This window comes from Pantoea sp. NGS-ED-1003, from assembly GCF_000738765.1.
Taxonomy (GTDB): Bacteria; Pseudomonadota; Gammaproteobacteria; order Enterobacterales; family Enterobacteriaceae; genus Pantoea; species Pantoea septica.
The window spans coordinates 224984-250435 of sequence record NZ_JPQA01000009.1 but is presented as its reverse complement, the minus strand read 5'-3'; the positions used below and the strand labels follow the sequence as shown (position 1 = coordinate 250435).

The 25452-nt window shown below is 60.5% G+C and carries 25 protein-coding genes; 5 read left to right on the top strand and 20 right to left on the bottom strand.

The window, feature by feature from the left end; genetic code table 11:
• Positions 1–94: 94 nt before the first annotated feature.
• Both JS46_RS18435 and trxC read right to left on the bottom strand, forming a co-directional pair.
• Positions 95–793: a tRNA-uridine aminocarboxypropyltransferase gene (locus JS46_RS18435; protein WP_033754134.1), complete on the bottom strand. Its 699-nt coding sequence runs from the start codon at positions 791–793 to the stop codon at positions 95–97.
• Positions 794–896: 103 nt separating this feature from the next.
• Positions 897–1316 (bottom strand): thioredoxin TrxC, encoded by a 420-nt coding sequence (trxC, locus tag JS46_RS18430; protein ID WP_033754182.1) that lies wholly within the window; start codon positions 1314–1316, stop codon positions 897–899.
• A 160-nt stretch (positions 1317–1476) separates the two neighbouring features.
• Here trxC and JS46_RS18425 point away from each other — a divergent pair, with 160 nt between their 5' ends.
• Positions 1477–2628, top strand: coding sequence for a tRNA/rRNA methyltransferase (locus JS46_RS18425; protein ID WP_033754131.1), 1152 nt, complete (start codon positions 1477–1479; stop codon positions 2626–2628).
• A 106-nt stretch (positions 2629–2734) separates the two neighbouring features.
• Here JS46_RS18425 and emrB read toward each other — a convergent pair whose 3' ends face one another.
• From emrB to JS46_RS18365, 12 genes are all read right to left on the bottom strand, one after another.
• Positions 2735–4270 (bottom strand): multidrug efflux MFS transporter permease subunit EmrB, encoded by a 1536-nt coding sequence (emrB, locus tag JS46_RS18420; protein WP_033754128.1) that lies wholly within the window; start codon positions 4268–4270, stop codon positions 2735–2737.
• Between the two features lie 16 nt (positions 4271–4286).
• On the bottom strand, positions 4287–5459 hold the full coding sequence (gene emrA / locus JS46_RS18415) for a multidrug efflux MFS transporter periplasmic adaptor subunit EmrA (protein ID WP_033754126.1): 1173 nt from the start codon (positions 5457–5459) through the stop codon (positions 4287–4289).
• 147 nt (positions 5460–5606) lie between these two features.
• Positions 5607–6137: a transcriptional repressor MprA gene (gene mprA / locus JS46_RS18410; protein WP_033754123.1), complete on the bottom strand. Its 531-nt coding sequence runs from the start codon at positions 6135–6137 to the stop codon at positions 5607–5609.
• 316 nt (positions 6138–6453) lie between these two features.
• On the bottom strand, positions 6454–7641 hold the full coding sequence (locus JS46_RS18405) for an MFS transporter (RefSeq protein ID WP_033754121.1): 1188 nt from the start codon (positions 7639–7641) through the stop codon (positions 6454–6456).
• Positions 7642–7803: 162 nt separating this feature from the next.
• The gene (gene proX / locus JS46_RS18400; protein WP_033754118.1) at positions 7804–8802 is read right to left on the bottom strand and encodes a glycine betaine/L-proline ABC transporter substrate-binding protein ProX; all 999 of its coding nucleotides are present in this window, start codon (positions 8800–8802) and stop codon (positions 7804–7806) included.
• Between the two features lie 59 nt (positions 8803–8861).
• On the bottom strand, positions 8862–10016 hold the full coding sequence (proW, locus tag JS46_RS18395) for a glycine betaine/L-proline ABC transporter permease ProW (RefSeq protein ID WP_033754114.1): 1155 nt from the start codon (positions 10014–10016) through the stop codon (positions 8862–8864).
• The gene (gene proV, locus JS46_RS18390) at positions 10013–11209 is read right to left on the bottom strand and encodes a glycine betaine/L-proline ABC transporter ATP-binding protein ProV (protein ID WP_033754111.1); all 1197 of its coding nucleotides are present in this window, start codon (positions 11207–11209) and stop codon (positions 10013–10015) included. The genes proW and proV overlap by 4 nt, the downstream gene beginning before the upstream one ends.
• A gap of 384 nt (positions 11210–11593) precedes the next feature.
• The gene (gene nrdF, locus JS46_RS18385; RefSeq protein WP_033754179.1) at positions 11594–12553 is read right to left on the bottom strand and encodes a class 1b ribonucleoside-diphosphate reductase subunit beta; all 960 of its coding nucleotides are present in this window, start codon (positions 12551–12553) and stop codon (positions 11594–11596) included.
• Between the two features lie 8 nt (positions 12554–12561).
• The gene (gene nrdE / locus JS46_RS18380; RefSeq protein ID WP_072010462.1) at positions 12562–14700 is read right to left on the bottom strand and encodes a class 1b ribonucleoside-diphosphate reductase subunit alpha; all 2139 of its coding nucleotides are present in this window, start codon (positions 14698–14700) and stop codon (positions 12562–12564) included.
• Entirely contained in the window at positions 14670–15083 is a 414-nt protein-coding gene (gene nrdI / locus JS46_RS18375; protein ID WP_033754105.1) for a class Ib ribonucleoside-diphosphate reductase assembly flavoprotein NrdI, read from the bottom strand. Before nrdI ends, nrdE begins: the two co-directional genes overlap by 31 nt.
• A gap of 4 nt (positions 15084–15087) precedes the next feature.
• Complete coding sequence (locus tag JS46_RS18370) at positions 15088–15330, bottom strand: redoxin NrdH (RefSeq protein ID WP_033754102.1); 243 nt, start codon at positions 15328–15330, stop codon at positions 15088–15090.
• A gap of 297 nt (positions 15331–15627) precedes the next feature.
• Complete coding sequence (locus JS46_RS18365) at positions 15628–15945, bottom strand: DUF883 family protein (RefSeq protein ID WP_033754100.1); 318 nt, start codon at positions 15943–15945, stop codon at positions 15628–15630.
• A 152-nt stretch (positions 15946–16097) separates the two neighbouring features.
• Between JS46_RS18365 and JS46_RS18360 the strand changes: the two genes are divergently transcribed.
• From JS46_RS18360 to JS46_RS18345, 4 genes are all read left to right on the top strand, one after another.
• Positions 16098–16433 carry a DUF2002 family protein gene (locus tag JS46_RS18360; protein ID WP_033754097.1) on the top strand — a complete coding sequence of 112 codons (336 nt, stop codon included), beginning with the start codon at positions 16098–16100 and terminating at the stop codon, positions 16431–16433.
• Positions 16434–16567: 134 nt separating this feature from the next.
• Positions 16568–17974, top strand: a complete 1407-nt coding sequence (mmuP, locus tag JS46_RS18355) for an S-methylmethionine permease (RefSeq protein ID WP_033754095.1) — start codon at positions 16568–16570, stop codon at positions 17972–17974.
• The gene (gene mmuM / locus JS46_RS18350) at positions 17964–18899 is read left to right on the top strand and encodes a homocysteine S-methyltransferase (protein ID WP_033754092.1); all 936 of its coding nucleotides are present in this window, start codon (positions 17964–17966) and stop codon (positions 18897–18899) included. The genes mmuP and mmuM overlap by 11 nt, the downstream gene beginning before the upstream one ends.
• Positions 18900–18984: 85 nt before the next feature.
• Positions 18985–19404, top strand: coding sequence for a hypothetical protein (locus tag JS46_RS18345; protein ID WP_033754089.1), 420 nt, complete (start codon positions 18985–18987; stop codon positions 19402–19404).
• A 6-nt stretch (positions 19405–19410) separates the two neighbouring features.
• On the opposite strand, the gene speG is transcribed toward JS46_RS18345, so the two are convergent.
• From speG to JS46_RS18315, 6 genes are read right to left on the bottom strand one after another with little or no spacing between them, the layout of a single operon-like run.
• A complete protein-coding gene (gene speG, locus JS46_RS18340) occupies positions 19411–19956 on the bottom strand; it encodes a spermidine N1-acetyltransferase (protein ID WP_033754086.1) in 546 nt (181 codons plus the stop codon).
• Between the two features lie 60 nt (positions 19957–20016).
• Positions 20017–20694 (bottom strand): ABC transporter ATP-binding protein, encoded by a 678-nt coding sequence (locus JS46_RS18335; RefSeq protein WP_033754084.1) that lies wholly within the window; start codon positions 20692–20694, stop codon positions 20017–20019.
• The gene (locus JS46_RS18330) at positions 20687–21520 is read right to left on the bottom strand and encodes an ABC transporter ATP-binding protein (protein ID WP_033754082.1); all 834 of its coding nucleotides are present in this window, start codon (positions 21518–21520) and stop codon (positions 20687–20689) included. Before JS46_RS18330 ends, JS46_RS18335 begins: the two co-directional genes overlap by 8 nt.
• A complete protein-coding gene (locus JS46_RS18325) occupies positions 21510–22367 on the bottom strand; it encodes an ABC transporter permease (protein WP_033754079.1) in 858 nt (285 codons plus the stop codon). The genes JS46_RS18330 and JS46_RS18325 overlap by 11 nt, the downstream gene beginning before the upstream one ends.
• Positions 22364–23416, bottom strand: a complete 1053-nt coding sequence (locus JS46_RS18320) for an ABC transporter permease (RefSeq protein ID WP_033754077.1) — start codon at positions 23414–23416, stop codon at positions 22364–22366. Before JS46_RS18320 ends, JS46_RS18325 begins: the two co-directional genes overlap by 4 nt.
• Positions 23416–24984, bottom strand: a complete 1569-nt coding sequence (locus JS46_RS18315; RefSeq protein ID WP_033754075.1) for an ABC transporter substrate-binding protein — start codon at positions 24982–24984, stop codon at positions 23416–23418. Before JS46_RS18315 ends, JS46_RS18320 begins: the two co-directional genes overlap by 1 nt.
• Between the last annotated feature and the right edge of the window lie 468 nt (positions 24985–25452).

The following is a 25452-nucleotide window of genomic DNA, read 5'->3' as shown; positions in this document are numbered from 1 at the left end:
TCGACTGGCATGATTGTAATCGCTTTTAACGCGGTTTGCCGGTCCAGCGATCGCAGGCTGAGAGCCGCACCGGTATTTCCGCCGCGCAGGCGCGCTACAGGCTTTCGGCGATGACGCTCTGATGGGCGGGATGATGCGGTTTGCCCGCCAGGTAGGCGTGGCGGAAATGCTCGAAGTGCTGTCGCAACGCCTGCGCCGCCGCCAGATCGCCCGCCTGCTCCAGCAGCGCCGCGGCCACTTCGGCGGTACAGTGCTGGCCTTCGCCATGCGCTTCGCGCAGGGTATAGCGCGACGGCGCGGTGACGTTGAGCGACATCACCGGCAGCGCATCGAGCCAGGGGCTTTTGCGAAACATTTTACGCGCTTCGGTCCAGGTGCCGTCGAGCATAATAAACAGCGGCGGCTTGCCGCTCAGCGGCGGCGCAGTCAGCACCTCGCGGCCGGGATCGGCATAGGAGGCGGGAAATACCACCATCGGCTGATAGTCGGGATGCGCGACGGCGCTAAGCAGCGCCGGATCGGGCTCGGTGCGCGACCAGCCGAACGCGTCGGTCTGCGGCAGGATATCGGCAATCAGCCGCCCGGTGTTGCTGGGCTTCATCGGCTCGGTATCGAACATCACCAGGCAAAAGCGGCTGCGTGCGCTTTGCGGCTTAATAGTGGCGCACAGACAGTTTTTCTGTGGCAGCAAGCAGCGCTGACAGCGCACGACGCGGTTGCCTCGGGCGAGAAAAGGGCGAGTGGCGCGGGCAAGGCGTTGCGCACGCAGGCGAAGAACGGCGTTATCAGTCATGGCTTAGGGAGAAAAGTAAAACGCTAGTGTAATCGAAGCGCGTGCGAAATGAAAAAGGCCAGCGCGGCTGGCCTGAGAATGGGGAGAAAGGGTCTGGAGAGACTTACAGCGATTCATCCAGCCATTCGTTGAAAGGCGCCTTCGGCATCGCGCCGTTCAGCATGTCCACCATCTCGCCTTTTTTAAAGATCATAATGGTCGGAATGCTGCGGATGCGAAAACGCGCGCTCAGCGAGGGTTCCGCTTCGGTGTTCACCTTGATGAAACGCACCTGGCCGCTGCGCTCCTGCGCCAACTCTTTAAACACCGGCGCAAAGTTAACGCAGGGGCCGCACCAGGGCGCCCAGAAATCGACCACTACCGGCAGATCGTCCTGCAGATATTTATCCAGCGTATCGGCGGTCGCGTTTGCGACTTCGCCATTAAACAGATCGCTGCCGCAGCGGCCGCATTTCGCTCCATCGGCGACGCGCTCAGGCGGAACGCGATTGGTTGCCTGACAGGAAGCACATACCGTATTCATAATTACCTCAAAGGGTTTGCAGGTGCCATTCTTGTAAATATTGCCCATTATGAGAAGGTTGCGAACCGCCCTCAAACTGGATTGTCCAATAGGTTCAATAGTTGATAGCTAAGCGCTAATACATCAGGTAATCTGCGCGCTCTCAATGCAGGAGGAACAGATGAACGACGAATTTAAAGGCAAAAGTGGCAAGGTAAAAGTGATGTACGTGCGAGATGAGGGCGAGTCAGGCTCACGCGCGCCGAATCCGCGTACCGGTAAAGGGGGTGGCCGCCCAGCCCGTCAGGAAGATTCTCGTCGTTCTTCTGGCCCAGGCCGCCGCAGCGAAGAGGGCGGCAGCCGCAAGCCGCGCAGCGATGAAGGTAGCCGGGGTTCTCGCCGTGATGAAGGCAGCCGTGGTCCGCGCAGCGATGAAGGCAACCGTCGTTCTCGCAGCGACGAAGGCAGCCGCAAACCACGCAGCGACGAAGCCTTCTCGCCCTGGCGCACCGTGTCGCGTCCGCCGAGCGAGCGCGCGTCGGTAGAAGAGAAACAGCCGGAGCAGGGCGGCAAAGTCGCTATCGATCCGGAAGTGATCCGTCGTCAGCGTCAGGAAGAGACGCGCGTCTACGGCGAAAACGCCTGTCAGGCGCTGTTCCAGAGCCGCCCCGAAGCGATCGTGCGCGCCTGGTTCGTGCAGAGCGTAACGCCGCGTTTCCGTGAAGCGCTGCGCTGGCTGGCGGCGAACCGCAAAGCCTACCACGTCGTTGAGGATGCCGAGCTGGCGAAGGCCTCCGGCACCGAACACCACGGCGGCGTCTGCTTCATTATCAAAAAACGCATGGGCATGGCGGTCAGCGAGTGGCTGAGCCAGGCCGGTGAGAAAGATTGCGTGCTGGCGCTGGAAGATGTCAGCAACCCGCACAACCTGGGCGGCATTATGCGCAGCTGCGCGCATTTCGGCGTGAAAGGTTTGCTGGTGAACGACGCCTCGCTGCTGGAGTCGGGCGCGGCGGTGCGTACCGCTGAAGGCGGCGCAGAACACGTTCAGGCGATCAGCGGCGAAAGCTTTGCCGCCGGTCTGGAAGCGTTCCGCAAGGCGGGCTATACCATTGTCACCACCTCTAGCCATAAAGGCACGCCGCTGGCGAAAGCGGAGCTGCCGGCGAAGATGGTGCTGGTGCTGGGCCAGGAGAGCGAAGGCCTGTCCGACAGCGCGTTCCAGCAGGGCGATATCAGCCTGTCGATCGGCGGCACCGGCAACGTCGAGAGCCTCAACGTCTCGGTGGCTACCGGCATTCTGCTTGCCGAATGGTGGCGCCAGAACGCATAAAAAAACGGGCCGAAAGGCCCGTTTTTGTTTCTGTGCTTGTGAGGCTTTGCTCTTCTGCCCAGACCACCCACTTTTTCATGTCAGCGCTGTTTACTAACGTCTTAAATCAGTGCGCGCCGCCGCCGCCGCTGCCGGAACCAAACGGCGGGCGGGCAAACCAGATCAGCACCAGCAGAATCAAAAACACGCCGGCCGAGGCCCAGAAGATTTCGTTGGCGGAGATAATCAACCCCTGGTTGGTGATCTGCTGAGCGATATAGGCCGATGCCTGCTGATGGCTCATCCCCATGCCTTCCAGCTGCGTATACATCTGCTGCGCATTGGGGTTGTAGGGCGTAATCGACTCGGTAAAGGTGCTGTGGTGCATCGATTCCCGGTTAGTCCACATAGTGGTGGTAATCGAAGTGCCGATCGAGCCCGCCAGCGTACGCACGAAGTTCGACAGGCTCGACGCTGCCGCCAGCCGCTCAGGCGCCAGTCCCGAAAGGGTAATGGTAGTGAGCGGCATAAAGAAGCAGGCGACCGCAAAGCCCTGGATAAACTGCGGCCAGGCCGACGCGCCAAAGTCCATCGAGGGTTCGAAGGTATAGGCGCGCCAGTAGAAGCAGACGGCATACATGATAAAGCTGAAGGTCACCAGCCGACGCATATCCAGCTTGTGGGCGAAGCGGCCGATAATCGGCGACAGGATCACCGGAATAATCCCTACCGGCGCGGACGCCAGACCGGCCCAGGTTGCCGTGTAGCCGTATACCTCCTGCAGCAACTGCGGCAGCAGAACGATCGAGCCGAAGTAGAGCATATAGGCCAGGCTAATAGAGAGGCAGCCGATGGTGAAGTTGCGCGACTTAAACAGCGCCAGATCGACAATCGGGTGATCGTCGGTTAGCTCCCACACCAGCAGCACCGCCAGCGACACCACGGCGACCACCGTCAGCACTACAATCTCGGTGGAGTTAAACCAGTCAAGCTCTTTACCGCGGTCCAGCATCACCTGCAGACAGCCGATGCCCACCACCAGCAGTACCAGGCCCACCACGTCGATAGGGCGAACCTCGGTGCGGGTTTCGCGGCCGCGCAGCGTCTGCAGCGTCAGCATCACCACCACCGCGCCGATCGGCACGTTGATAAAGAAGATCCAGCCCCAGTGATAGTTATCGCTGATCCAGCCGCCGAGAATCGGCCCGCAGATGGGCGCAACGATCACCGTCATCGCCCACAGCGAGAGGGCGATGCTGCGCTTGGCAGGCGGATAGTTGCTGAGCAGCAGGCTCTGGGAGAGCGGAATCAGCGGACCGGCCACCACGCCCTGCAGGACGCGGAAGAAAATCAGCATCTCCAGGCTTTCCGACATGCCGCACGCCCAGGAGGCGATAGCGAACAGAATGGTCGCCCAGGTAAAGAGTTTCACCTCGCCGACGCGCTTCGCCAGCCAGCCCGTAATCGGAATGGAGATGGCGTTCGCCACCCCAAACGAGGTAATGACCCATGTGCCCTGCGAGTTGGAGGCGCCCAGATTGCCTGCGATGGTCGGAATCGCCACGTTAGCGATGGTCGAATCCAGCACCTGCATAAAGGTCGCCAACGACAGCGCGATGGTCATCAGGACCAGCGGCGCGCCTTCTAGCGGTTTTTGTGCCATGACAGCCTCCGCGTGATCATCCGGCGTTGGCGCGAACGATATCAGTGATCAGCTGGTTCACCGGCGCCAGGTCGATCGCCAGCGCATTGCTGCTATAGGCGGCCTGCTGACGAACGCTGGTGGCGAGGGCGCTGCCGTCTTTACTGGTGGTGTCGACTTTCACCAGCGTCGACAGACCAATACGCAGCGGATGCTTCGCGATATCGTCCTGATTAAGCTCGATACGCACCGGCAGACGCTGAACCACTTTGATCCAGTTGCCGGTGGCGTTCTGCGCAGGCAGCAGCGAGAAGGCGCTGCCGGTGCCCATATCCAGACCGACCACTTTGCCGTGATAGACCACGTCGTCGCCATAGATATCTGCCACCACCGTCGCGTCCTGTCCGATGCGCACGCCAGCCAGCTGCGTCTCTTTGAAGTTAGCGTCGATCCACAGATTGGTGGCGGGCACCACCGCCATCAGCGGCGTGCTGGTGCTGATTTGCGAGCCGACCTGCACGCTGCGGCGCGACACGTAGCCGTCCATCGGGCTGCGAATATCGGTACGCTGCAGCGCCAGCCAGGCGTCGCGCAGTTCCGCGGCGGCCTGTTTTACCGCCGGCTGTTCGTTCAGCGAAGTGTTGAGGATCATCGCCTGGTTGGCGTTGTACTGCTGCACCGCCACGTCGAGTTGCGCTTTCGCGGTCGCGACCGCGTCGCGCGAGTGCTGCAGCTCTTCACGGCCGATCAGGTTAGACGCTCCCAGCGGCTCGCGGCGTTTCAGATCCGCTTCCGCCTGCGCCAGCGCGGTTTGCTGCAGCGCGATGCTCGCCTGATACTGCTTCGCGTTGATCATCAGCTGATGGGTCTGACGCACGCTGGTGGCCAGCGCGGTCTGCGCTTTTTCAAACGCCTGCTCGGCGTCGGTTTTATCCAGCGAAACCAGCACGTCGCCTTTCTTCACGAAATCGGTATCGTCGAACCAGACCTTGTTAACGCTGCCCGACACCTGCGCCATGACCTGCACCTGATTTCCGGCCACGTAAGCGTCGTCTGTTTCCTGAAAATGCCGCAGCACCAGGAACCAGTAAACGCCCCAGGCGATGCCAGCCAGCACAAAAAGCAGCGCCAGCAGAATCAGCACTTTTTTACGCGTCTTCTTTTTTTGGGCTGGCTGTTGCGGGCTTTGCGCCTCCGCTGTTGCACTCATCTCTGTCTCCAACTGTTTCATATGCCGGGGCGCGATTGTCCCTTTTCACGGAGCCCGAGTCGAAAAAAGCCAGCGACAAGGCGCTGGCCGGATAAAAGGGGATTAAAATAACGGTTTCGACAGGTGATTGTGTCGCAGTTCTTGCTATTAGCGAGAGAGGGAGGCGATGACCTGGTCTTCGTCCATTTTGTCGAGACGATTGAGCAATTTACGCGTAATGCCTTCCAGCTGCGATTTCTCGTCGTTCGACAGCGAAGACCAGAGATATTGCAGGCTCTGATGCTGAGGCGGCAGCAGCTGACGCAGGAACTCATTCCCTTTTTCGGTGAGATGCAGATGGAGGCAGCGACGATCGTTATCGCTCTCGCGACGCTCGATCCAGCCGCGCTTCTCCAGCTCATCGGCGATACGCGTGGCGTTGGTGCGCGAAGAACCCAGCGCGGCGCTCAGCTCGGAGGGCTGAATGCTCTGGTTTTCCTGCGCATCCAGCGTAATCAACGCCATGAATAAGGTTTCGTTAATTCCCTGCGCCTTTAACATCTTATTGCGATTTTCCAGCAGCTTTCCCTGCATGTGCATGCACAGACGCGTCAGAATGATTTCGTGCAGCGGGAAATCTTTGTGGCGATTTGCGCGGATGTTAAGCATCTGTTCAATGGGAGTAAACGAACTTTCCATTATAAAAAAACCTCACTAGTTGCAACTAATATAGTAACGATGGTGACAGATTAAGCGTAGTCATTTTTACTCCGCGCAATTGTTCAGAAGATCACACTGTCGTCATCAGGTGGTTCCAGGCCGTTCCCTGACCCTGGGCACGAAACCCTCGTCCACTGCTGCTTATCGCCGCAGGGCACGATATCTAAACGGGAAGAAACTTTTTGTTTGCTAAATAATTTCGAAAGAAAAAATAACTTGTGTGAATAGGTTTGTTGCTAACCATAACAAAACTAACCATTCGTGACCAGACTCAATCACATGTTTGGTATTTTATTTACTTACTAAAGTGGGTTTCGAAGCGGTAACTGCGCCACCAAATCAGCAGGTTGAGCAGCGTCATCACCACGCCAGCGGCGCATACGCCGTACCAGCCGGCGAAGTGAAAGGCGTTGGCGGAGAGCACCGAACCAAACGCGCCACCGATAAAATAGCTGGTCATATAGCCAGCGGTAAGGCGATTGCGCGCCTCGGGCATCTGACTGTAGATCACGCTCTGATTGGTGATATGCACCCCCTGAACCGCCAGATCGAGCAGCAGAATGCCGACAATTAGCGCGGCCAGAGAGTGCGCGCCCAGCGCGGTCATCCCCCAGGAGGCGAGCATAATCAGCAGGCCCAGCGTGGTGGTTAGCCTGGCTTTGCCCTTATCCGCCAGCGATCCGGCCTGACGCGCCGCCAGCGCGCCCGCCGCGCCGACCAGCCCCAGCAGGCCGATTTCCCCTTCAGAGTAACCGTAAGGCGGCGAGGCGAGCAGAAACGCCATCGACGTCCAGAGCACGCTAAAGTTGGCGAAAGAGAGACAGCCGGTCCAGGCGCGGGTACGAATCACGCGATTGGCCCGATAGAGCTGGAAAATCGATTTCAGCAGCTGCGGATAGTTCAGCGACACCGTGGGCTTAACCTGCGGCAGAAAGCGCCACAGTGCCAGCGCCATCAGCACCATCAGGACGCTGGCGGTCCAGTAAACGGTGCGCCAGCCGCCCAGCTGCGCCAGCGCGCCCGCGACGGTACGCGCCAGCAGAATGCCGAGCAGCAGCCCGCTCATTACCGTGCCGACGATTTTGCCGCGCTTTTCCGGCGGCGCCAGCGTCGCGGCGAGCGGCACCAGGATCTGCGCCACCACCGAGAACAGGCCGGTCAGCACCGTGCCCAGCAGCAGCAGCGTAAAAGAGGAGGAGGTGGCGGTCATCACCATGCCGCCCGCCGCCAGCAGGCTCATGCCGACGATCAGGGCGCGGCGCTCAAGCATATCGCCAAGCGGCACCAGCAGCAGCAGACCGCAGGCGTAGCCAAGCTGCGCCGTGGTGACGATAAAGCCCGCCATGCTGACGGAGAGGTTAAAGTTCTGGGCGACGGTATTGAGCAGCGGCTGCACATAGTAGTTGCTGGCTACAGAGAGACCTGTGGCGACAGACATCAGCAACACCAGCGCAGGCGTCAGCGTATGGCGATGAGCATTCATTTATCAGGAGCGCAGAGAGTAATAATCATAATCGGGTAATAGTAACCCAAAAAACTATTTCGCTGATGTGTAATTTGACAGGACGTACCAGTCGGTTCGGCAGAAAGAGAGGGCAGGGAAGGCAGAGGGGCAGCGCATACTGCCCCTGGAGTGAGTCGTGATTTATTTGGCAGCCGCGAGCGCGTCCTGAATCCAGCGATCGAACTGCTGCTGGTGGGCGTGGATCCAGCCGTCGACATGGCGGTTGATATCCGCTTCAGACGCCTGACCGGCATGCATCGCCGCATTTTCCGCATTGATATCGGTAATCGGCAGCTTCATCTCGGCAAACAGCGTCGCCGCCGCCGGGTTCTTCTCCGCCCAGGCTTTATTGGCCACGATATGCATAGTATTGACCGGGAAACCGTAGTTGGCGCCGTTCGGCAGTTTGGTGTCGACCTTGCTCTGCGCGCCCGGCAGCGACGAGAACGGCACCTGCAGCCACACCACGTCGCGGCCCGGCTTCAGCACGTCGCTTAGCCAGTAGGGCGTCCAGGTATAGTAAAGGATCGGTTTGCCCTGCTTAAAGCGCGCCAGGGTATCGGCGACCATCGCCGAGTAGTTGCCCATATTGGCGGTCACGGTATCGCTCAGGCCGAACGCGGCGTTCTGATGATTGATGACCGCTTCGCAGCCCCAGCCGGGCGTACAGCCGGTCATATCCGCTTTGCCGTCGCCGTTGCTGTCGAACAGCTGCGCGATTTTCGGGTCTTTCAGCTGCGCGATATTGGTGATGTGGTACTGCTCGGCGGTTTTCTTGTCGATCAGATAACCCTGCGCCGCGCCGGAGACGTAGGTGCCTGCGCGGTAGAACTTCTTGTCGCCGCCTGCGGCGTTGTACATATCGTCATGCAGCGGCTGCCAGTTGGTGGCGACAAAGGTGAGGTCGCCGGCGGCGATAGAGGTATAGGCGACGTTATAGTCAATTTCGCTCGGCTTTTCGACGGTATAGCCCAGCTTTTCCAGCGCGCGGCTCACCAGCAGCGTCTGGAAGCCCTCTTCGGCGATGGTGCTCTGCGCGGGCTTAACGGTGATGCCTTTGCCCGGCAGATCGGCGGCAAAAGCCTGGGAAAAGGCGAACGTGGTCAGCACGGCGGCGAGGAGAGGTGCGGTCTTGCGCATAGTTATTCCTTATTGTCGGCGTTGCGAGGCGAGCGGCCGCGACGGGCCGCCCGAAAAAATCAGGATTTGCGGAAAGGGCGCGTCAGCAGCCCAACCGGGCCGGTATGGCTCCAATGGCGGCTGCCGCGGCTGCGGCCGTCGCGACCCACGGACTGGGTAAGACGGTCAAGGATAATGGCGAGGATTACAATGCCGACGCCGCCCACGGTGGCCAGTCCCATATCGAGACGGCCGATACCGCGCAGCACCATCTGGCCGAGCCCGCCGACGGCGATCATCGAGGCGATCACCACCATCGACAGCGCCAGCATCAGCGTCTGGTTGACGCCCGCCATAATGGTCGGCATCGCCAGCGGCAGCTGCACTTTAAACAGCATCTGACGCGGGCTGGCGCCGAAGGACTCACTGGCCTCGATCAGATCGGCAGGCACCTGCTTGATGCCGAGGATCGTCAGGCGCACCATCGGCGGCAGAGCGAAAATAATGGTCACCACCACGCCGGGCACGTTGCCGATGCCGAACAGCATGACGATCGGCACCAGATAAACAAACGCCGGCGTGGTCTGCATCGCGTCCAGCAGCGGCCGGATGATACGGCTCGCACGCTCGCTGCGCGCCAGCCAGATGCCGAGCGGCAGCCCGATGACGATGCAGAACAGCAGCGCGGTCAGCACCAGCGCCAGCGTCACCATCGCCTGCGACCAGGCGCCGATCGCACCGATCAGCACCAGCGAGATCAGCGTCGCGACGCCCATCGCCGGGCTGGCGATCTGCCAGGCGATCAGGGCGAACACCACAATCGCCACCGGCGCGGGCAGGCTCTGCAGCAGCTGCTGAAAGGCGCTCAGGATATAGTCCACCGGCACGCGCACGCCCTGAAACAGCGGACGGAAGTGATTCACCACCCAGTCGATGCCTTCGGTCACCCAGCGATCGAGCGGGATCAGCGTTTTATGAAAGGGATCGAGCAGATTAAAATGCTCCGGCTGCGGCGCAGGCGCGCTGCTCAGCCAGTCGCTGCCGCTGGCGGCGGCGTCATGGACTGCGCCGCCGTCGGGCGTGCCCCAGGCGTCAGCGCCCTGGCTGGCTGGCGCGGCGTGCTGCGTGGCGGCATCTCCCGCGCCGGACCAGGGATCGCTGCTCGCCTGAGCGGCGGCGTCGGTCTGAGACGCGGCGCTCGCGTCCTCCCACGGATTACTGTTCTGTTCACTCATGACGAAGCTCCCTCACGATCTAAAGCGCGTAACAACATGCCTTTGGAGATGATGCCGACGTACTGATCCTCTTCGCCCACCACCGGCACGGCGCAGGGCGCGTGCGCGACGTGGCCGAGCAGATCGTTCAGCGAGGTATCGGAGGGAACGGCGGCCGGTGCGTCGAGCAGGGCGCTATCCAGCCCTTCGCCCGCCGCCAGCGCCGCTTTCAGCGAGTCGGTCGAGACCACGCCGATAAACTTCTGCTTCTCCAGCACATAGCCGAATTCGCGATCTTCATCCTGCAGCAGCTTGATAGCGGAGCGCGGGCCGAAGCCGGGTGCTTTGCGGATCAGCGATCCCGCGCTACGACGGGCGATATCTTTCGCGCTGAAGACGTGGCTGATATCGACGCCGCGGAAAAAGGTGCGCACATAGTCGTTGGCGGGGTTATTCAGAATTTCGTCCGGCGTGCCGACCTGCACCACTTCGCCGCCCTGCATAATGGCGATGCGGTCGCCGATGCGCATCGCTTCGTCGAGATCGTGGGAAATAAAAATAATGGTGCGCTGATGTTTCGCCTGCAGCTTCACCAGCTCATCCTGCATTTCGGTGCGGATCAGCGGATCGAGCGCGGAAAAAGCTTCGTCCATCAGCAAAATATCGGGATTGATCGCCAGCGCACGCGCTAATCCCACGCGCTGACGCATACCACCGGAAAGTTCGTCGGGATAAGCGTGGGCATAATTTTCCAGCCCGACCTGACGCAGCGCATCCAGCGCTTTTTCCTGACGTTCTGCCAGCGGCACGCCGGCTAATTCCATGCCGAAGGCGGTATTATTTAGCACGTTCATATGCGGCATCAGCGCAAATGACTGAAATACCATACTGATCTTATTTCTGCGCACTTCGCGCAGTTCGCTGTCGGATATTTTGGCGATATCGACGCCGTCAATAATTACCTGGCCCCGTGTGGGCTCGATCAGACGATTGAGAAGGCGAACCATGGTCGATTTTCCAGAGCCGGAAAGTCCCATGATGACGAATATCTCGCCTTCTTCAATGGCCAGACTGGCGTTTTTGACGCCCAGCGACAAACCGGTTTTCGCCAGTATTGCCTCTTTGCTTTCCCCTTTCTCAATATATTTAAACGCGCGGTCGGGATTATCCCCAAATATTTTATAAAGATTTTTTACTTCAAGTTTAATTGCCATGCAGTGATAAAATCCTGGTTAAATTATTTTGAAGTTCAGCTTTCCTGGTGAAATTTAAGCGGGTCATACCGTAACATACTGACACTATCTGACAACCCTGAAGAGCAATATTCATAGCGAGGTAAACGGCGCGATAGGCAGAATTTCCAGTACTCACAAGGGATGAGGGCAGAATAATTTTTTACCGGCGCGATCCCGATTTATGGCGATTTGGCGTCGTCAGCGGCAAAATTGTCAGAAAAGAACATGCCTGAAAGAGGCAATTAACGTCTCTATAAAGAGAAATGATGGCGAAATAAAAACGGCGCTTTTGCGAAATAATCGGCGGCCAGCGGGGTGGGAAAAATAATATTGTCGGGCCGCGACGGGCCCGACGCGGGTCGATTAAAAGTCCCAGTCTTCGTCTTCGGTTTCTACCGCTTTGCCCATCACATAGGAGGAGCCGGAGCCGGAGAAGAAATCGTGGTTTTCGTCGGCGTTGGGCGAAAGAGCGGCGAGAATCGCCGGATTCACCGCGGTGAGTTCCGCCGGGAAAAGCGCCTCATAGCCCAGGTTCATCAGCGCCTTGTTAGCGTTGTAATGCAGAAAGGTCTTCACCTCTTCCGCCCAGCCGACGTCGGCGTAGAGCGCCTCGGTATAGGCGACCTCGTTGTCATACAGCGCCAGCAGCAGATCGTAGGCGAACTGCTGCAGCGCCTCTTTGCGCGCGTCATCAACCTGCTCCAGCGCTTGCTGATATTTATAGCCGATGTAGTAGCCGTGCACCGCTTCATCGCGGATGATCAGCCGAATGAGATCGGCGGTATTGGTCAGCTTGCCGCGGCTTGACCAGTACATCGGCAGCCAGAAGCCGGAGTAGAAGAGAAATGACTCGAGAAACACGCTGGCGATCTTTTTCTTCAGCGGATCGTCGGCGCGGTAGTGCTGCAGAATAATGCTCGCCTTGTTCTGCAGCGCCTCGTTCTTCTCGCTCCACTGATAGGCGGCGTCGACGTCGCTGGTGTTGCAGAGCGTGGAGAAGATGGAACTGTAGGAGCGCGCATGCACCGCCTCCATAAAGCTGATATTGGAGAGCACCGCCTCTTCGTGCGGCGTCAGCGCGTCCGGCATCAGGCCCGGCGCGCCGATCACGTTTTGAATGGTGTCGAGCAGCGTCAGGCCGGTAAACACCCGAATCGTGAGCTGCTGCTGCTGGCTGTCCAGCGTCTGCCAGGCGGGCAGATCGTTCGACAGCGGCACCTTTTCCGGCAGCCAGAAGTTGCTGGTGAGACGGTTCCACACCTCAAGATCTTTCTCGTCCTGAAGACGGTTCCAGTTAATCGCCTGAATCTGTTGTAGTCGCATAGTTTTCATCACAGGGCGCAGGAAACGCAGCCCTGCACCTCCGTGCCCTGTAGCGCCATCTGGCGCAGTCGAATGTAGTAAAGCGTTTTGATGCCTTTCTTCCAGGCGTAAATCTGCGCTTTGTTGATGTCGCGGGTGGTGACGTCGTCGCGGAAAAAGAGCGTCAGCGACAGGCCCTGATCGACATGCTGCGTCGCTTCGGCATAGGTGTCGATGATCGCTTCCGGCCCGATCTGGTACGCATCCTGATAGAGCGCAAGGTTCTCGTTGGTAAGGAAGGGCGCGGGATAGTAAACGCGTCCGGTTTTGCCCTCTTTACGAATCTCAATGCGCGACACGATCGGGTGGATACTCGACGTGGCGTGGTTGATATAGGAGATAGAGCCGGTCGGCGGAATCGCCTGCAGGTTCTGGTTATATAACCCGTGCGCCATCACCGCCTCGCGCAGCGCCTGCCAGTCGGCGCGCGTCGGCAGGGCAATTCCCGCCTCGGCGAACAGCCGCGCTACGCGCTCGGTGCGCGGCAGCCAGTCGCGCTCGACATATTTGTCGAAGTACGTGCCGCTGGCATAGGTCGATTGCTCGAAGCCGTCGAAGCGCTGCCCGCGCTCGCGTGCCAGCTGGTTTGAGGTGCGCAGCGCGTAAAAGGTGACGCAGTAGAAATAGAGGTTAGTAAAGTCGAGCGCTTCTGGCGATCCGTAGGGGATGCCTTCGCGCGCCAGATAACCGTGCAGGTTCATCTGGCCAAGGCCAATCGCGTGCGAACGCTGGTTGCCTTCCGCTACCGACGGCACCGAGCCGATAAAACTCATATCAGAAACGGCGGTCAGCGCGCGCACGGCTACGTCCACGGTACGCGCCAGGTCGCGCGAGTCCATGGCGTGCGCAATATTCAGCGAGCCGAGGTTGCAGGAGATATCCTTGCCGACGCGGCGATAGCTGAGGTCCTCGTTGAACTCGCTGGCGCTGTTGACCTGCAAAATCTCCGAGCAGAGGTTGCTCATATTGATGCGGCCGGCGATCGGGTTGCTGCGGTTTACGCTGTCCTCATACATGATGTAGGGATAGCCGGACTCGAACTGGATCTCCGCCAGCGTCTGGAAGAAGTCGCGCGGCTGGATCCAGCGCTTACGGATGCGGTCATCCGCCGCCATCTCCTCATACTTTTCGCTGATGCTGATGTCGCCGAACGCCTGGCCGTAAATGCGCTCAACGTCGTAGGGGGAAAAGAGCGCCATCTGGCGGTTCTCTTTCGCCAACTGGAAGGTGATATCGGGGATCACCACGCCAAGCGACAGCGTCTTGATACGGATCTTCTCGTCGGCGTTTTCCCGCTTGGTGTCGAGAAAGCGCAGAATATCGGGATGGTGCGCGTTGAGCCATACCGCGCCCGCGCCCTGACGCGCGCCAAGCTGATTGGCGTAGGAGAAGGCGTCCTCCAGCATCTTCATCACCGGAATCACGCCCGAAGACTGGTTCTCGATGCGTTTGATCGGCGCGCCGTTTTCGCGCAGGTTCGAGAGCAGAAGCGCCACGCCGCCGCCGCGCCTGGAGAGCTGCAGCGCGGAATTTACCGCGCGGCCAATCGACTCCATATTGTCTTCGATGCGCAGCAGGAAACAGGAGACCAGCTCGCCGCGCTGCTGTTTGCCGCAGTTAAGGAAGGTCGGCGTCGCAGGCTGGAAACGGCCGCTCAGCATCTCCTCCAGCAGCGATCGCGCCAGCGTCTCGCTGCCCTGCGCCAGCGTCAGCGCCACCATGCAGGCGCGCTGTTCGAAGCTCTCCAGATAGCGTTTGCCGTCGAAGCTCTTTAGCGTATAGCTGGTGTAGAACTTCCACGCGCCGAGAAAGGTTTTAAACTCAAAGCCCCAGGCCGCCGCCTCGTCATGAAAACGGCACAGAAAGTCGAAGTCGTACTGGTTCAGCACCGCCGCTTCGTAATAGCCTTCTTCGACCAGATAGCGCAGGCGCTCCGCCGCGCTGGCGAAAGCGAGCGTATTCGGCGCGACGTGCTGCAGAATGAACTGGCGCGTCGCTTCGCGATCTTTGTCGAACTGGATGCGGCCATCGGCATCATAAAGGTTCAGCATGGCGTTCAGCGCGTGATAGTCGAGCGTTACGCCATTGAGGGTGTCTGTTGTTGCCAAAATTGGGTTACTCCCGCTTTAACCGTGGCGATGTCGTCCGGCGTTCCCATCAGCTCAAAGCGGTAGAGCACGGGAACTTGGCATTTTTGCGCGATGATGTCGCCCGCCAGGCAGTAAGCCTCGCCGAAATTGCGGTTGCCCGCGGCGATCACGCCGCGAATGCCGCGCCGGTTCGATTCATCATTAAGAAAGTGAATAACCTGTCTGGGCACCGCGCCGCGACTGCCGCCGCCGCCATAGCTGGGCACCACCAGAATATAGGGCTGCTGCTGCTGCAGGCGCGCGGCCAGATCGAGCGGAATGCGCCGCGCCGGCAAGCCCAGACGGGTAATAAACCGATGGGTGTTTTCCGACTGGCTGGAGAAGTAGACCAGTGGAAACATGGCGCTACTCTCCCGCCGCCGCAAGCTGACGCAGACCGGCGATCTTATCCGGACGGAAACCGCTCCAGTGGTCGTTATCCGCCATCACCACCGGCACCTGACGGTAGCCGAGCGCTTTCAGGCTGTCGGCGGCTTCAGGCTGCGCGTCGAGATTGATCAGCTGATAGGCGATGCCGTGACGATCCATGGCCTGCTTCGTCGCGTTGCACTGGACACAGTTATCTTTAGTGTAAATAATAATGCGCATGATTCGTATTTCCCTTAAGTCATGGGCCACGTGGTGTGATCCGCAGGCGAAGGCCTTTATTCTGGACGGCGTCGCGGCTCGCATCTTGTGTCTGGATGATAGAGGAGATACTAGATATAGCGGTGTAAAAATTCAAGCGCACTATATATAGGGTTTCCGGCAAACCATCGGCAAAAAACGGCTAACGCCAGGCGGCATGGGGATCGGGGCAGGGGAAAGAATTTTGTAAAGACGTCGAGGCAGGAAAAGGGCGAAAAAAAGCCCCGCTTGCGCGAGGCCTTGAGGGTTCTGACGAGATTAGCGGCGACCGACCAGCAGCGCGCCTAATACCAGGCCGACCGCAGCGCCGATGCCCACGCCGTGCCAGGGTTTATCGTGCACGTAGGCGTCAACCTGATAGCTCGCATCGCGTGCCGCCTGAGAAACGCGTCCATGACCGCCGTTCAGTTTCGCACGCGTCTGCTTCAGCAGCGCCTGCGCCTGACTGCGCGCAGAGTCCACCTCATCTTTCGCTTCGCTGCCGTAAGATTTCAGCAGCGCTTCCAGCGAATCAGCGAGATCGTTCACATCCTGGTTAACATCAATGTCATCGTTTTTAGTGGTTCGATTAAACATTTTTTCGCTCCCTTTGATTTTAAACGTAATACTGAGTGTAGACGATGCACAGATAAACGCATCGGCACATCCGGGGTTTAGGGAAATTCCGAAAGCCGCACGGCGGCGTGCTGTTGTAAGGTTGCGAGGCTTGAAAGAAGAGAGGAGAGAGCATGTATTTACGACCCGATGAGGTAGCGCGCGTTCTGGAGAAGGCGGGATTCGAAGTAGACGAGGTCACGCCCAAAGCTTACGGCTATCGCCGTGGCGACAGCTATGTCTATGTTAACCGCGAAGCCCGTATGGGACGCACGGCGCTGGTGATCCACCCCACGCTAAAAGAGAAGAGTCAGCCGTTCGCCGAACCGGCGTCAGAGATGAAGACCTGCGATCACTACACGCGGTTTCCGCTCTATCTGGCGGGCGAGTCGCAGGAGCACTACGGCATTCCCCACGGATTCAGTTCGCGCATCGCGCTGGAGCGCTATCTGCAAAGCGTCTTCGGCTGACGGCGGCCAGCCCCGTCAGCGCGGGGCACGGCGTCTTTTTTAGCAAAACCTTATCTTTTATCACGTTGCAATTCCCGGCGGCGACGCGTATAACCCTGCCATATAGATGTTTAGACGTCCATATGGATGAAAAGATGAGCGAGCAGGAAAACCCGTCACGGGATCAATTCAAACGTACGATGAAAACGCGCCATCTGGTGATGCTATCGCTGGGCGGCGTGATCGGCACCGGGCTGTTTTTTAATACCGGCTATATCATTTCCACTACCGGCGCGGCGGGCACGCTGCTCGCCTACCTGATCGGCGCGCTGGTGGTCTGGCTGGTGATGGTCTGCCTCGGCGAGCTGTCGGTGGCGATGCCGGAAACCGGCGCCTTTCACGTCTACGCGGCGCGCTATCTTAGTCCAGCTACCGGCTACACCGTCGCCTGGCTCTACTGGCTCACCTGGACCGTGGCGCTCGGCTCCAGCTTTACCGCCGCGGGCTTCTGCATGCAGTACTGGTTTCCCCAGGTGCCGATATGGATCTGGTGTCTGCTGTTCTGCGTCGCTATCTATCTGCTGAATATCATCTCCACGCGCTTCTTCGCCGAAGGGGAATTCTGGTTCTCGCTGATCAAGGTGGTCACCATCATCGCCTTTATCGTGCTGGGCGCGGCGGCGATGTTCGGCTTTATCCCGCTGAAAGACGGCAGCGCCGCGCCGGGACTGGGCAATCTCACCCAGCACGGCTGGCTGCCGCACGGCGTGCTGCCGATTATCATGACTATGGTGGCGGTCAACTTCGCCTTTTCCGGCACCGAGCTGATCGGCATCGCCGCAGGCGAAACCGAAAATCCGCAGAAGGTGCTGCCGCTGGCGATCCGCACCACGGTGGCGCGGCTGATCATCTTCTTTGTCGGCACGGTGCTGGTGCTGGCGGCGCTGATCCCGATGGATCAGGCGGGCATCGTCAAAAGCCCTTTTGTCGTGGTGTTTGAGAAGATCGGTATTCCTTACGCGGCCGATATCGTCAACTTCGTTATTCTTACGGCGATCCTCTCGGCGGCGAACTCCGGGCTCTACGCCTCGGGACGCATGCTCTGGTCGCTGGCGAATGAAAAGACGCTGCCGCGCTGCTTCGCCCGCGTCAATAAACGCGGCGTGCCGCAGCTGGCGATCACCGTCAGCATGCTGGGCGGCGTGCTGGCGCTGCTCTCCAGCGTTATCGCGCCGGACACGGTGTTCGTCGCGCTGTCGGCCATCTCCGGCTTCGCGGTGGTCGCCGTCTGGCTCAGCATCTGCGCGTCGCACTACATGTTCCGCCGCCGTCATCTGGCGCAGGGCAGGGCGCTGGGCGAGCTGCTCTACCGCGCGCCGTTCTATCCGCTGACGCCGATACTGGGCTTCGCCCTCTGTCTGCTGGCGTGCGTCGGACTGGCGTTCGACCCTTCGCAGCGCATTGCGCTCTGGTGCGGCATTCCCTTTGTGCTGCTCTGCTATGCGGTTTACGCTGTTACCCATAAAAAATCGCAGGCTGAGGAGGCCAAAGATGCAGCATAATTCTGTGGCGCAGGCGCTGGCTGAAAGCGACATGCTGATTCTGGACGGCGCGCTGGCGACCGAACTTGAGGCGCGCGGCTGCAACCTGGCGGACGCGCTCTGGTCCGCGAAGGTGCTGATGGAAAATCCCGAGCTGATCTATCAGGTGCACTACGACTATTTCGCCGCCGGGGCGCGCGTCGCCATTACCGCCAGCTATCAGGCGACGCCGCAGGGCTTCGCCGCGCGCGGGCTGGACGAGGCGCAGTCGCTGCAGCTCATTGCCCGCAGCGTTGAGCTGGCGCGGCGCGCGCGCGATGACTATCGCGCAGCCAGCGGCAGTCAGGCCGCGCTGCTGGTGGCGGGATCGGTCGGGCCGTACGGCGCCTTTCTCGCCAACGGGGCGGAATATCGCGGCGACTACGCGCTGCCGGAGGAAGAGATGAAGGCGTTTCACCGTCCGCGCGTGCAGGCGCTGCTGGCGGCGGGCGCCGACCTGCTGGCGTGCGAAACGCTGCCCTCGTTTGCCGAAGCGCGGGCGCTGACCGCGCTGCTGGCGGAGTTCCCTGCGGCGCAGGCCTGGTTCTCCTTTACGCTGCGCGACGCGGCGCACATCAGCGACGGCACGCCGCTGCGCGAGGTGGCGGCTTTCCTGCAGGCGCAGCCGCAGATCGTCGCGCTGGGCATCAACTGCGTCGCGCTGGAGCAGGCGACGCCGGCGCTCCAGCAGCTGCAGACGCTGACCAGCAAGCCGCTGGTGGTCTATCCCAACTCCGGCGAGCAGTACGACGCCGCCAGCAAAACCTGGCACTCCGCGCCGTCGGGCTGCACGCTGCGCGACAAGCTGCCCGAGTGGCGCGCCGCCGGCGCACGGCTTATCGGCGGCTGCTGCCGCACCACGCCGCAGGATATCGCGGCGATTGCGCACGGCTGTCAACCGCAATAAAGCGCAGAAAACAGGCGATGATAGGGCGATTAACTACGCAAGGGCGGTTTACACTGCCTTTTCTGACTCTTAAGCGGATCCCTTCATGAAACAGCGACTTCTTATCCTTGCCGCCGCGCTGCTGCTTAGCGGCTGCGCCTCGATTGTCGGCTCGTCGACCCAGGCGGTGCGCATCGACTCGCTGCCGCAGGGCGCGCGCTTTACCGTACAGGATGAGGATGGACGTTCCGTGGCGGAAGGCTATACGCCGCAAACCGTGGAGCTGGCGAAGTCGACCGGCCGCTATTTCGGCAAGAAGCACTATCAGGTGATGCTGGAGAGTCCGGGCTACGTGCCGGTGACGCTGCCGATCGAAGGCAAAGCGAATCTCTGGTATCTGCTGGGCAATATTCCGCTGGGCGGTTTTCCCGGCTGGCTGCTGGTCGACCCCTTTAACGGCGGAATGTACAACCTCCAGCCGGACCATCCGCGGCCCTTCCTTAATCCGGTCGGCGCGCGCGGCTAGCGGCGACTACTGCGCGGTGGGCTTCACCATCGCGCCGCCTGAGCGGAACCTTTCCAGAAACTGATGCTGGAAAATACACATGCGGATGGTGTTGCGATATTCGCCGTTGATAAAGAACTCGTGCTTCAGCACCCCTTCCGTCTCAAATCCCAGCTTGCTGTAGATGTGAATCGCCTTCTCGTTCTCCTGATCGACAATCAGATAGAGCTTGTAGAGATTCAGCACTGAAAAACCGTACTCCATCGCCAGCTTTGCCGCCTGGCTCGCCAGCCCTTTGCCCTGATGTGCCGGATCGATAATGATCTGAAACTCGGCGCGGCGATGCACGTGGTTGATCTCCACCAGCTCTACCAGCCCGGTTTTCTGGCCGTCGTGCTCCACGACGAAGCGGCGCTCGCTCTGATCGTGAATGTGCTTGTTATAGAGATCGGAGAGTTCGACAAAGGCCTCATAAGGCTCTTCGAACCAGTAGCGCATGACGCTGGCGTTGTTATCCAGCTGATGAACGAAGTGCAGATCTTCCCGCTCCAGCGGGCGTAGCTTAACCGTCATGGTCACCTCTTTGCAGATAGATTACGCGCGAGTATAGCGTGCTGGCTCGCGCGCGATCCATCATGCGCCGATTCGCTCGACGATGCGCCCCTGCGCCATGCGCGCGGCGCGGTCGCACATATGGTCGATCACGTCGGGATCGTGGCTGACCAGCACCATGGTCAAACCGTCGTCGCGCTTGAGATCGTTCAGCAGGTTAAGGATCTCCGCCTGTACCGACATATCGAGCGCTGAGGTCGGCTCGTCCAGCAGCAGGATCTTCGGCTCCAGCAGCAGCGCGCGGGCGATCGCCACGCGCTGGCGCTGGCCGCCGGAGAGCTGATGCGGATAGCGCTCCGCCAGCGCCGGATCGAGACCGACGTGGCGAAAGCCCTGATCGATGCGGTCGTCGATGCTGTCGCGGCGCAGCAGCTTCAGCGGCTCCGCCAGGGTGCGGCGCAGGCGGTGGCGCGGATGCAGCGAGGCGTAGGGATCCTGAAACACCATCTGCACGTCGCGGCGCAGCTGGCCGGTAAAGGGCTTGCCCGGCGCGACGTCGCTGCCCGCCAGCGCCATTTTTCCCTGCCAGTGCGGATTCAGCCCGGCCATCACCCACAGCAGCGACGACTTGCCGCAGCCAGAAGGGCCCACCAGGCCGAAGCACTCGCCGGCGTTAACCTGCAGGTCGACCTCGTGCACCACGGTGCGCAGCTCGTAGCCCTGCTTGTGCGCGACGCTCAGCCGCTGAAGATTAATCATGATTCGCCTCCAGCGCGGCGCGATCCAGCACCGGCAGCGGCTGGCCGTGGGTCGCTTTGCTCGGACGGCACGACCAGAGCGTGCGCGTATAGGGATGGGTAGCGCGCGGCAGATCGGCGGCGGGCAGCGTATCGAGCACGCGGCCTTTGTACATCACCATCACGCGCTCGCAGTGTTCAGAGACCTGCTGCAGATCGTGGCTGATCAGCAGCAGACCCATATTGCGCGCTTCGACGAGGCGACGGATCAGCGCCAGCACCTGATCGCGCATGGCGTGATCGAGCGCCGAGGTCGGCTCGTCGGCGATCAAAAAGGCGGGATCGGTAATCAGCGCGATCGCCAGCATCACCCGCTGGCCCATGCCGCCGGAGAGCTGATGCGGATAGCGCTGCATCAGCTGGCGCGGCTGCGGCAGGCCCACGGCGTCGAGCATCTCGCACACTTTCTCTTTGCGCTCGCTGCGGCTCAGGCGGCGGTGCAGCAGCAGCGGCTCCTCTACCTGCCAGCCGATGGTGCGCGTCGGGTTAAGCGCATATTTCGGGTCCTGCATCACCATCGCCACCGTATCGCCGCGCAGCGCGCTCCAGGCTTTTTCGCTCAGGCGCAGCGCGTCGTGCCCGGCCACTTCCAGTTTCTGCGCGTGCAGGTGCAGCGCAGGAGAGAGCAGCCCCATCAGCGAGCGCGCGGTCAGCGATTTGCCGGAGCCCGATTCGCCCACCAGCGCCACGCGCTCGCGGCCGATGCAAAAGCTGATGTCGTCCACCAGCAGCGCGTCGTCGCTGCGGATGCTCAGCGACTCGGCGTGAAGTAACAGATCATTTGGCATGGCGGGTATCCAGACGGTCGCGCAGGCCGTCGCCTGTCAGGTTAAAGGCCAGGCTGGCGAACAGAATCGCCGCGCCGGGGGCGGCGGCGACCCACCACTGGTCGAAAATCACTTTGCTGCCTTCCGCTACCATCGAACCCCATTCGGCGGTCGGCGGCTGTACGCCCATGCCGAGGAAGCCCAGGCCGGCGGCGGAAAGAATAATGCCGCCGAGGCTGAGCGCGGCGCGCACCACGGCGGTGGGCAGGCAGAGCGGCAGAATATGGCCGAACATCAGGCGCAGTCCGGTGATGCCCTGCATCCGCGCGGCGGCCAGATAGTCGCTGCGGCGCAGCGCCAGGGTTTCGGCGCGCGCCTGGCGGGCGAAGGGCGGCCAGCTGGTGAGCGCCAGCGCCAGCGCGCCGTTCATCAGGCCGGGACCGAGCATCGCCACCAGCGCCAGCGCGATCACCAGATTTGGCAGCGAAAGAAAGATATCGGTAATGCGCATCAGCACGCGCTCCGTCCAGCCGCCAACATAGCCGGCGGTAATGCCGACCAGCAGGCCGACCGGAATGGTCAGCACCAGGATCAGCGACACCAGCAGCAGCGTCGGGCGCGCGCCGTAGATCACGCGCGACAGCAGATCGCGGCCGAAGCCGTCGGTGCCGAACCAGTGCTGCGCCGACGGCGGCAGCAGGCGCGCCGATATGGTCTGCAGATTGGGATCGACAGGTGCCAGCAGCGGCGCGAACAGGGCGGTCAGCACCAGGATCGCTACCAGGGTCAGGCCGATGGTGAGCGAGGTAACGCGGCGGCGGCGGCGGCGCGGCCGCACGGTTTCGAGTTCAGAGAGTTGTTGCGTCATCGGGTTCTCGGATCGGTTAACCAGGTTAGGGCGTCCGCCACGGCGTTAAGCAGTATGAAGCAGGCGCCGATCAGCAGCGTAGAGCCGAGGATGGCCGGTACGTCGGCCGAGAAGAGCGCGTTGGTCATATAGCGTCCGACGCCCGGCCAGGCGAAGACGGTCTCGGTCAGCACCGAGCCCTCCAGCAGCGTGGCGTAGGAGAGGGCGATCACCGTCACCAGCGTGCCCAGCACGTTAGGGAAAATATGGCGCAGCAGAATACGGCCGCGACCGGCGCCCTTGGCGCGCGCCAGCGTCACATACTCTTTGCTGCTCTCTTCCAGCAGCGCGGCGCGCAACAGACGGGTAATGCCCGCCATCGCCAGCAGGCCGAGGATCACCACCGGCAGCCAGAGGTGGGCGATGGCGTTGCGGAACATCTCCGGATCGCCGGAGAGCCAGCTGTCGATCAGCACGAAGCCGGTTTTCGGCTCCAGCGTATAGACGTAGAGATCGTCGAGCCGTCCCGGACCGGCCGACCAGTGCAGCACGGCGTAAAACAGCAGCAGCCCGAGCAGGCCGAGCCAGAACACCGGCACCGAATAGCCGAGCAGAGAGACGAAGCGCGCCACGTTGTCGATCACGCTGCCTGGCTTCCATGCGGCGAGCAGCGCCAGGCTGACGCCGAACAGGGCAGCGAAGATCATCGAGCAGGTCGCCAGCTCGATGGTGGCGGGAAAGGTCTGCATCAGATCGTTCGCCACCGGCTGATTCGTCAGGTGGGAAAGACCGAGATCGCCACGCGCCAGATGTTCGAGGTAGCGCCAGAACTGCACCAGCACCGGCTGATCCAGTCCCAGCTCGTGGCGTACCTGCGCGTAGGTCGCTTCGCTGGCGTGATCGCCGGCGATCTGCTGCACCGGATCCACCGGCGACAGGTGGGAGAGCATAAAGGTAAAGGCCAGCAGCCCAAGCAGCGTCACCAGCAGCGACAGCAGGCTGGTGACCAGCCGCGACAGGCGCGGCCAGAGCTGCCGGGCGAACCCGGCCTCCGAGGCTGACTGCGCCATTATTTGCTGACCTGCGAGTAGTAGACCATGTCAGGGTTGATGCCCTGCACGTAACCTTTCAGGTTGTCGCGCAGCGCGACCAGGTTGCGCGCCTGCAGACCGATGACGTACGGCGAGTTTTTCAGCACCGATTCCTGCATCGCTTTGTAGAGCGCCACGCGCTTCTGCGGATCGCTCTCCGCGGTCGCCGCCAGCACCTGCTTGTTTAGCTCGGGAATATGCCAGTCGGAGCGGTAAGCGATGGTTTTGCTGCCGTCTTCCGGGTTATAGGCGAAAGAGGCGGCGTTGGTGTTGGGATCGAAGTAGTCCGCGCCCCAGGCGTTCAGCGTCGCCTGATACTTATGCGCCTTCACGCTAGTGGAGACTTCCGAACTCAGGCCCGGCTGCACGTTGATCTTCACGCCGCCTTTGGCGAAGCTGCCCTGCAGCGCCTGCGCGATATCGAGGTAGGGCGGCTGATTGCTGGTGGAGAGATCGAAGCTGACGTTGGTCAGGCCCGCTTTCTGCAGAATCGCTTTCGCCTTTTCAGGATCGTAGCTGTAAGGGGTATCGTTGACCGCGCCGAGGAAGCCTTTCGGCAGGAAGGTCTGATGCACGTCGAACTGGCCTTTCAGCAGGTCGTTGGCGATGCCCTTATAGTCGAACAGGTAGCGCGCCGCTTCCCACAGCGCCGGATTCTTCAGGGTCTCGTTGCCGCCGACGTTGAACTGAATGTAGTAGAGCGACGCCATCGGGTAGGCTTCCGTCTTCACGCCCGCCTTGCCTTTCAGCGCGGCGATCTGATCGGCGCCGAGGTTACGCGCGATATCCGCGTCGCCCTGCTCCAGCAGCAGACGGCGCGCCGCCGGCTCCGGCACGTTTTTAATCAGCACGTTTTTCAGCTTCGGCGCGCCGGCCGGCGAGGTCGGGTTAGCGCTCAGCAGCACCACCTGATGCAGCACCACTTTACGGATCTGATAGGGGCCGCTGCCCGCCGAGTTTGTCGCCAGCCAGCCGTTGCCCAGATCGCCGTTCTTCGCGTTCGCCATCACGGTTTTTTCATCGACGATAGAGGAGACCGGCGCGGAGAGCAGGCTCAGCACGTAGGTCGGGCTGACGTTGGCGGTCCAGCTGATCTGCACGTGGTTGTCGTCGACTTTCTTCAGGAAGGTATCGACATTCTCTTTTGTCCAGCCGAGCTGCGTCAGAATAAAAGAGGGATCGAGGTTGAGCTTCACCACGCGGCCCAGCGAGAAGATGACATCTTCCGGGCGCAGCGGATTGCCGCTGGAGAATTTAGCGTCTTTGCGCAGTTCGAAGGTCAGGCTGCGGTTATCGCTGCCCGGCTGCCAGCTGCTGGCGAGCGTCGGTTTCAGATCCGTCGGGTTTTGCGGATCGGACTGGACCAGGCGCTGATAGATATTGGTAAAGGCCTGCACGCTGGTCAGTTCAAACCCTTTAGCGGGATCGAAGCTGTCGGCGTCATCGATAGACTGAGCGATCACCAGGGTATCTTTTGGCGTGGCGGCCTGTGCGGCAAAGGCGGCGGTCAGCGAAAGCGCCAACAGAGAAGCAGCGGTTTTTTTCATGGTAATTCCTTGCCTTATAAAGTAGTCACGCGAGTGTACGAGAGGGCTTAAAGGAAGAATAGTCTATTATTGGCTAACCTTATGCAGAAAGGTTATAAGGGTGGCGCTCTGGTTATAAGAGACGCAAAGCGGTGTTAACTAAGTATAGAGAAACAGAACCTCAACGAAGCGTATTTAGCCTTAATTTATTCTTTATCCTTTTTTCGCCGCGCTTATAATAGCGGCAACTTTTTACTGGAGAATTCACTTGGACAGTCATTCGATTTGGTTACTGACACCGGCAAGCTGAATTTCCATGCTGCTTGCCATCCGGCGCGCAGCGATCCTCTTTAATAACGATTGCTCCCTGAAAACGCTATTTATTATAAGGCGATCGTTATGCTGTTTTTCACTCACGCGCTTTTTCCTCCACCTCGCTCGCGTAGCTGACCGGCTGCGCCCTGCGCCTGCGTCCTCTCACCGCATCGA

What these genes read in the sequence shown, in the direction of transcription:
- JS46_RS18365 (WP_033754100.1), bottom strand. Translation starts at nt 15,945, where the DNA reads ATGTTTAATCGAACCACTAAAAACGATGACATTGATGTTAACCAGGAT.
- JS46_RS18405 (WP_033754121.1), bottom strand. Translation starts at nt 7,641, where the DNA reads ATGAATGCTCATCGCCATACGCTGACGCCTGCGCTGGTGTTGCTGATG.
- JS46_RS18345 (WP_033754089.1), top strand. Translation starts at nt 18,985, where the DNA reads ATGAAACAGCGACTTCTTATCCTTGCCGCCGCGCTGCTGCTTAGCGGC.
- JS46_RS18320 (WP_033754077.1), bottom strand. Translation starts at nt 23,416, where the DNA reads ATGGCGCAGTCAGCCTCGGAGGCCGGGTTCGCCCGGCAGCTCTGGCCG.
- JS46_RS18330 (WP_033754082.1), bottom strand. Translation starts at nt 21,520, where the DNA reads ATGCCAAATGATCTGTTACTTCACGCCGAGTCGCTGAGCATCCGCAGC.
- mprA (WP_033754123.1), bottom strand. Translation starts at nt 6,137, where the DNA reads ATGGAAAGTTCGTTTACTCCCATTGAACAGATGCTTAACATCCGCGCA.
- mmuP (WP_033754095.1), top strand. Translation starts at nt 16,568, where the DNA reads ATGAGCGAGCAGGAAAACCCGTCACGGGATCAATTCAAACGTACGATG.
- proW (WP_033754114.1), bottom strand. Translation starts at nt 10,016, where the DNA reads ATGAGTGAACAGAACAGTAATCCGTGGGAGGACGCGAGCGCCGCGTCT.
- nrdF (WP_033754179.1), bottom strand. Translation starts at nt 12,553, where the DNA reads ATGCGACTACAACAGATTCAGGCGATTAACTGGAACCGTCTTCAGGAC.
- JS46_RS18335 (WP_033754084.1), bottom strand. Translation starts at nt 20,694, where the DNA reads ATGATTAATCTTCAGCGGCTGAGCGTCGCGCACAAGCAGGGCTACGAG.
- nrdI (WP_033754105.1), bottom strand. Translation starts at nt 15,083, where the DNA reads ATGTTTCCACTGGTCTACTTCTCCAGCCAGTCGGAAAACACCCATCGG.
- trxC (WP_033754182.1), bottom strand. Translation starts at nt 1,316, where the DNA reads ATGAATACGGTATGTGCTTCCTGTCAGGCAACCAATCGCGTTCCGCCT.
- JS46_RS18370 (WP_033754102.1), bottom strand. Translation starts at nt 15,330, where the DNA reads ATGCGCATTATTATTTACACTAAAGATAACTGTGTCCAGTGCAACGCG.
- speG (WP_033754086.1), bottom strand. Translation starts at nt 19,956, where the DNA reads ATGACGGTTAAGCTACGCCCGCTGGAGCGGGAAGATCTGCACTTCGTT.
- JS46_RS18425 (WP_033754131.1), top strand. Translation starts at nt 1,477, where the DNA reads ATGAACGACGAATTTAAAGGCAAAAGTGGCAAGGTAAAAGTGATGTAC.
- JS46_RS18360 (WP_033754097.1), top strand. Translation starts at nt 16,098, where the DNA reads ATGTATTTACGACCCGATGAGGTAGCGCGCGTTCTGGAGAAGGCGGGA.
- proV (WP_033754111.1), bottom strand. Translation starts at nt 11,209, where the DNA reads ATGGCAATTAAACTTGAAGTAAAAAATCTTTATAAAATATTTGGGGAT.
- JS46_RS18435 (WP_033754134.1), bottom strand. Translation starts at nt 793, where the DNA reads ATGACTGATAACGCCGTTCTTCGCCTGCGTGCGCAACGCCTTGCCCGC.
- proX (WP_033754118.1), bottom strand. Translation starts at nt 8,802, where the DNA reads ATGCGCAAGACCGCACCTCTCCTCGCCGCCGTGCTGACCACGTTCGCC.
- mmuM (WP_033754092.1), top strand. Translation starts at nt 17,964, where the DNA reads ATGCAGCATAATTCTGTGGCGCAGGCGCTGGCTGAAAGCGACATGCTG.
- JS46_RS18325 (WP_033754079.1), bottom strand. Translation starts at nt 22,367, where the DNA reads ATGACGCAACAACTCTCTGAACTCGAAACCGTGCGGCCGCGCCGCCGC.
- emrB (WP_033754128.1), bottom strand. Translation starts at nt 4,270, where the DNA reads ATGGCACAAAAACCGCTAGAAGGCGCGCCGCTGGTCCTGATGACCATC.
- emrA (WP_033754126.1), bottom strand. Translation starts at nt 5,459, where the DNA reads ATGAGTGCAACAGCGGAGGCGCAAAGCCCGCAACAGCCAGCCCAAAAA.
- JS46_RS18315 (WP_033754075.1), bottom strand. Translation starts at nt 24,984, where the DNA reads ATGAAAAAAACCGCTGCTTCTCTGTTGGCGCTTTCGCTGACCGCCGCC.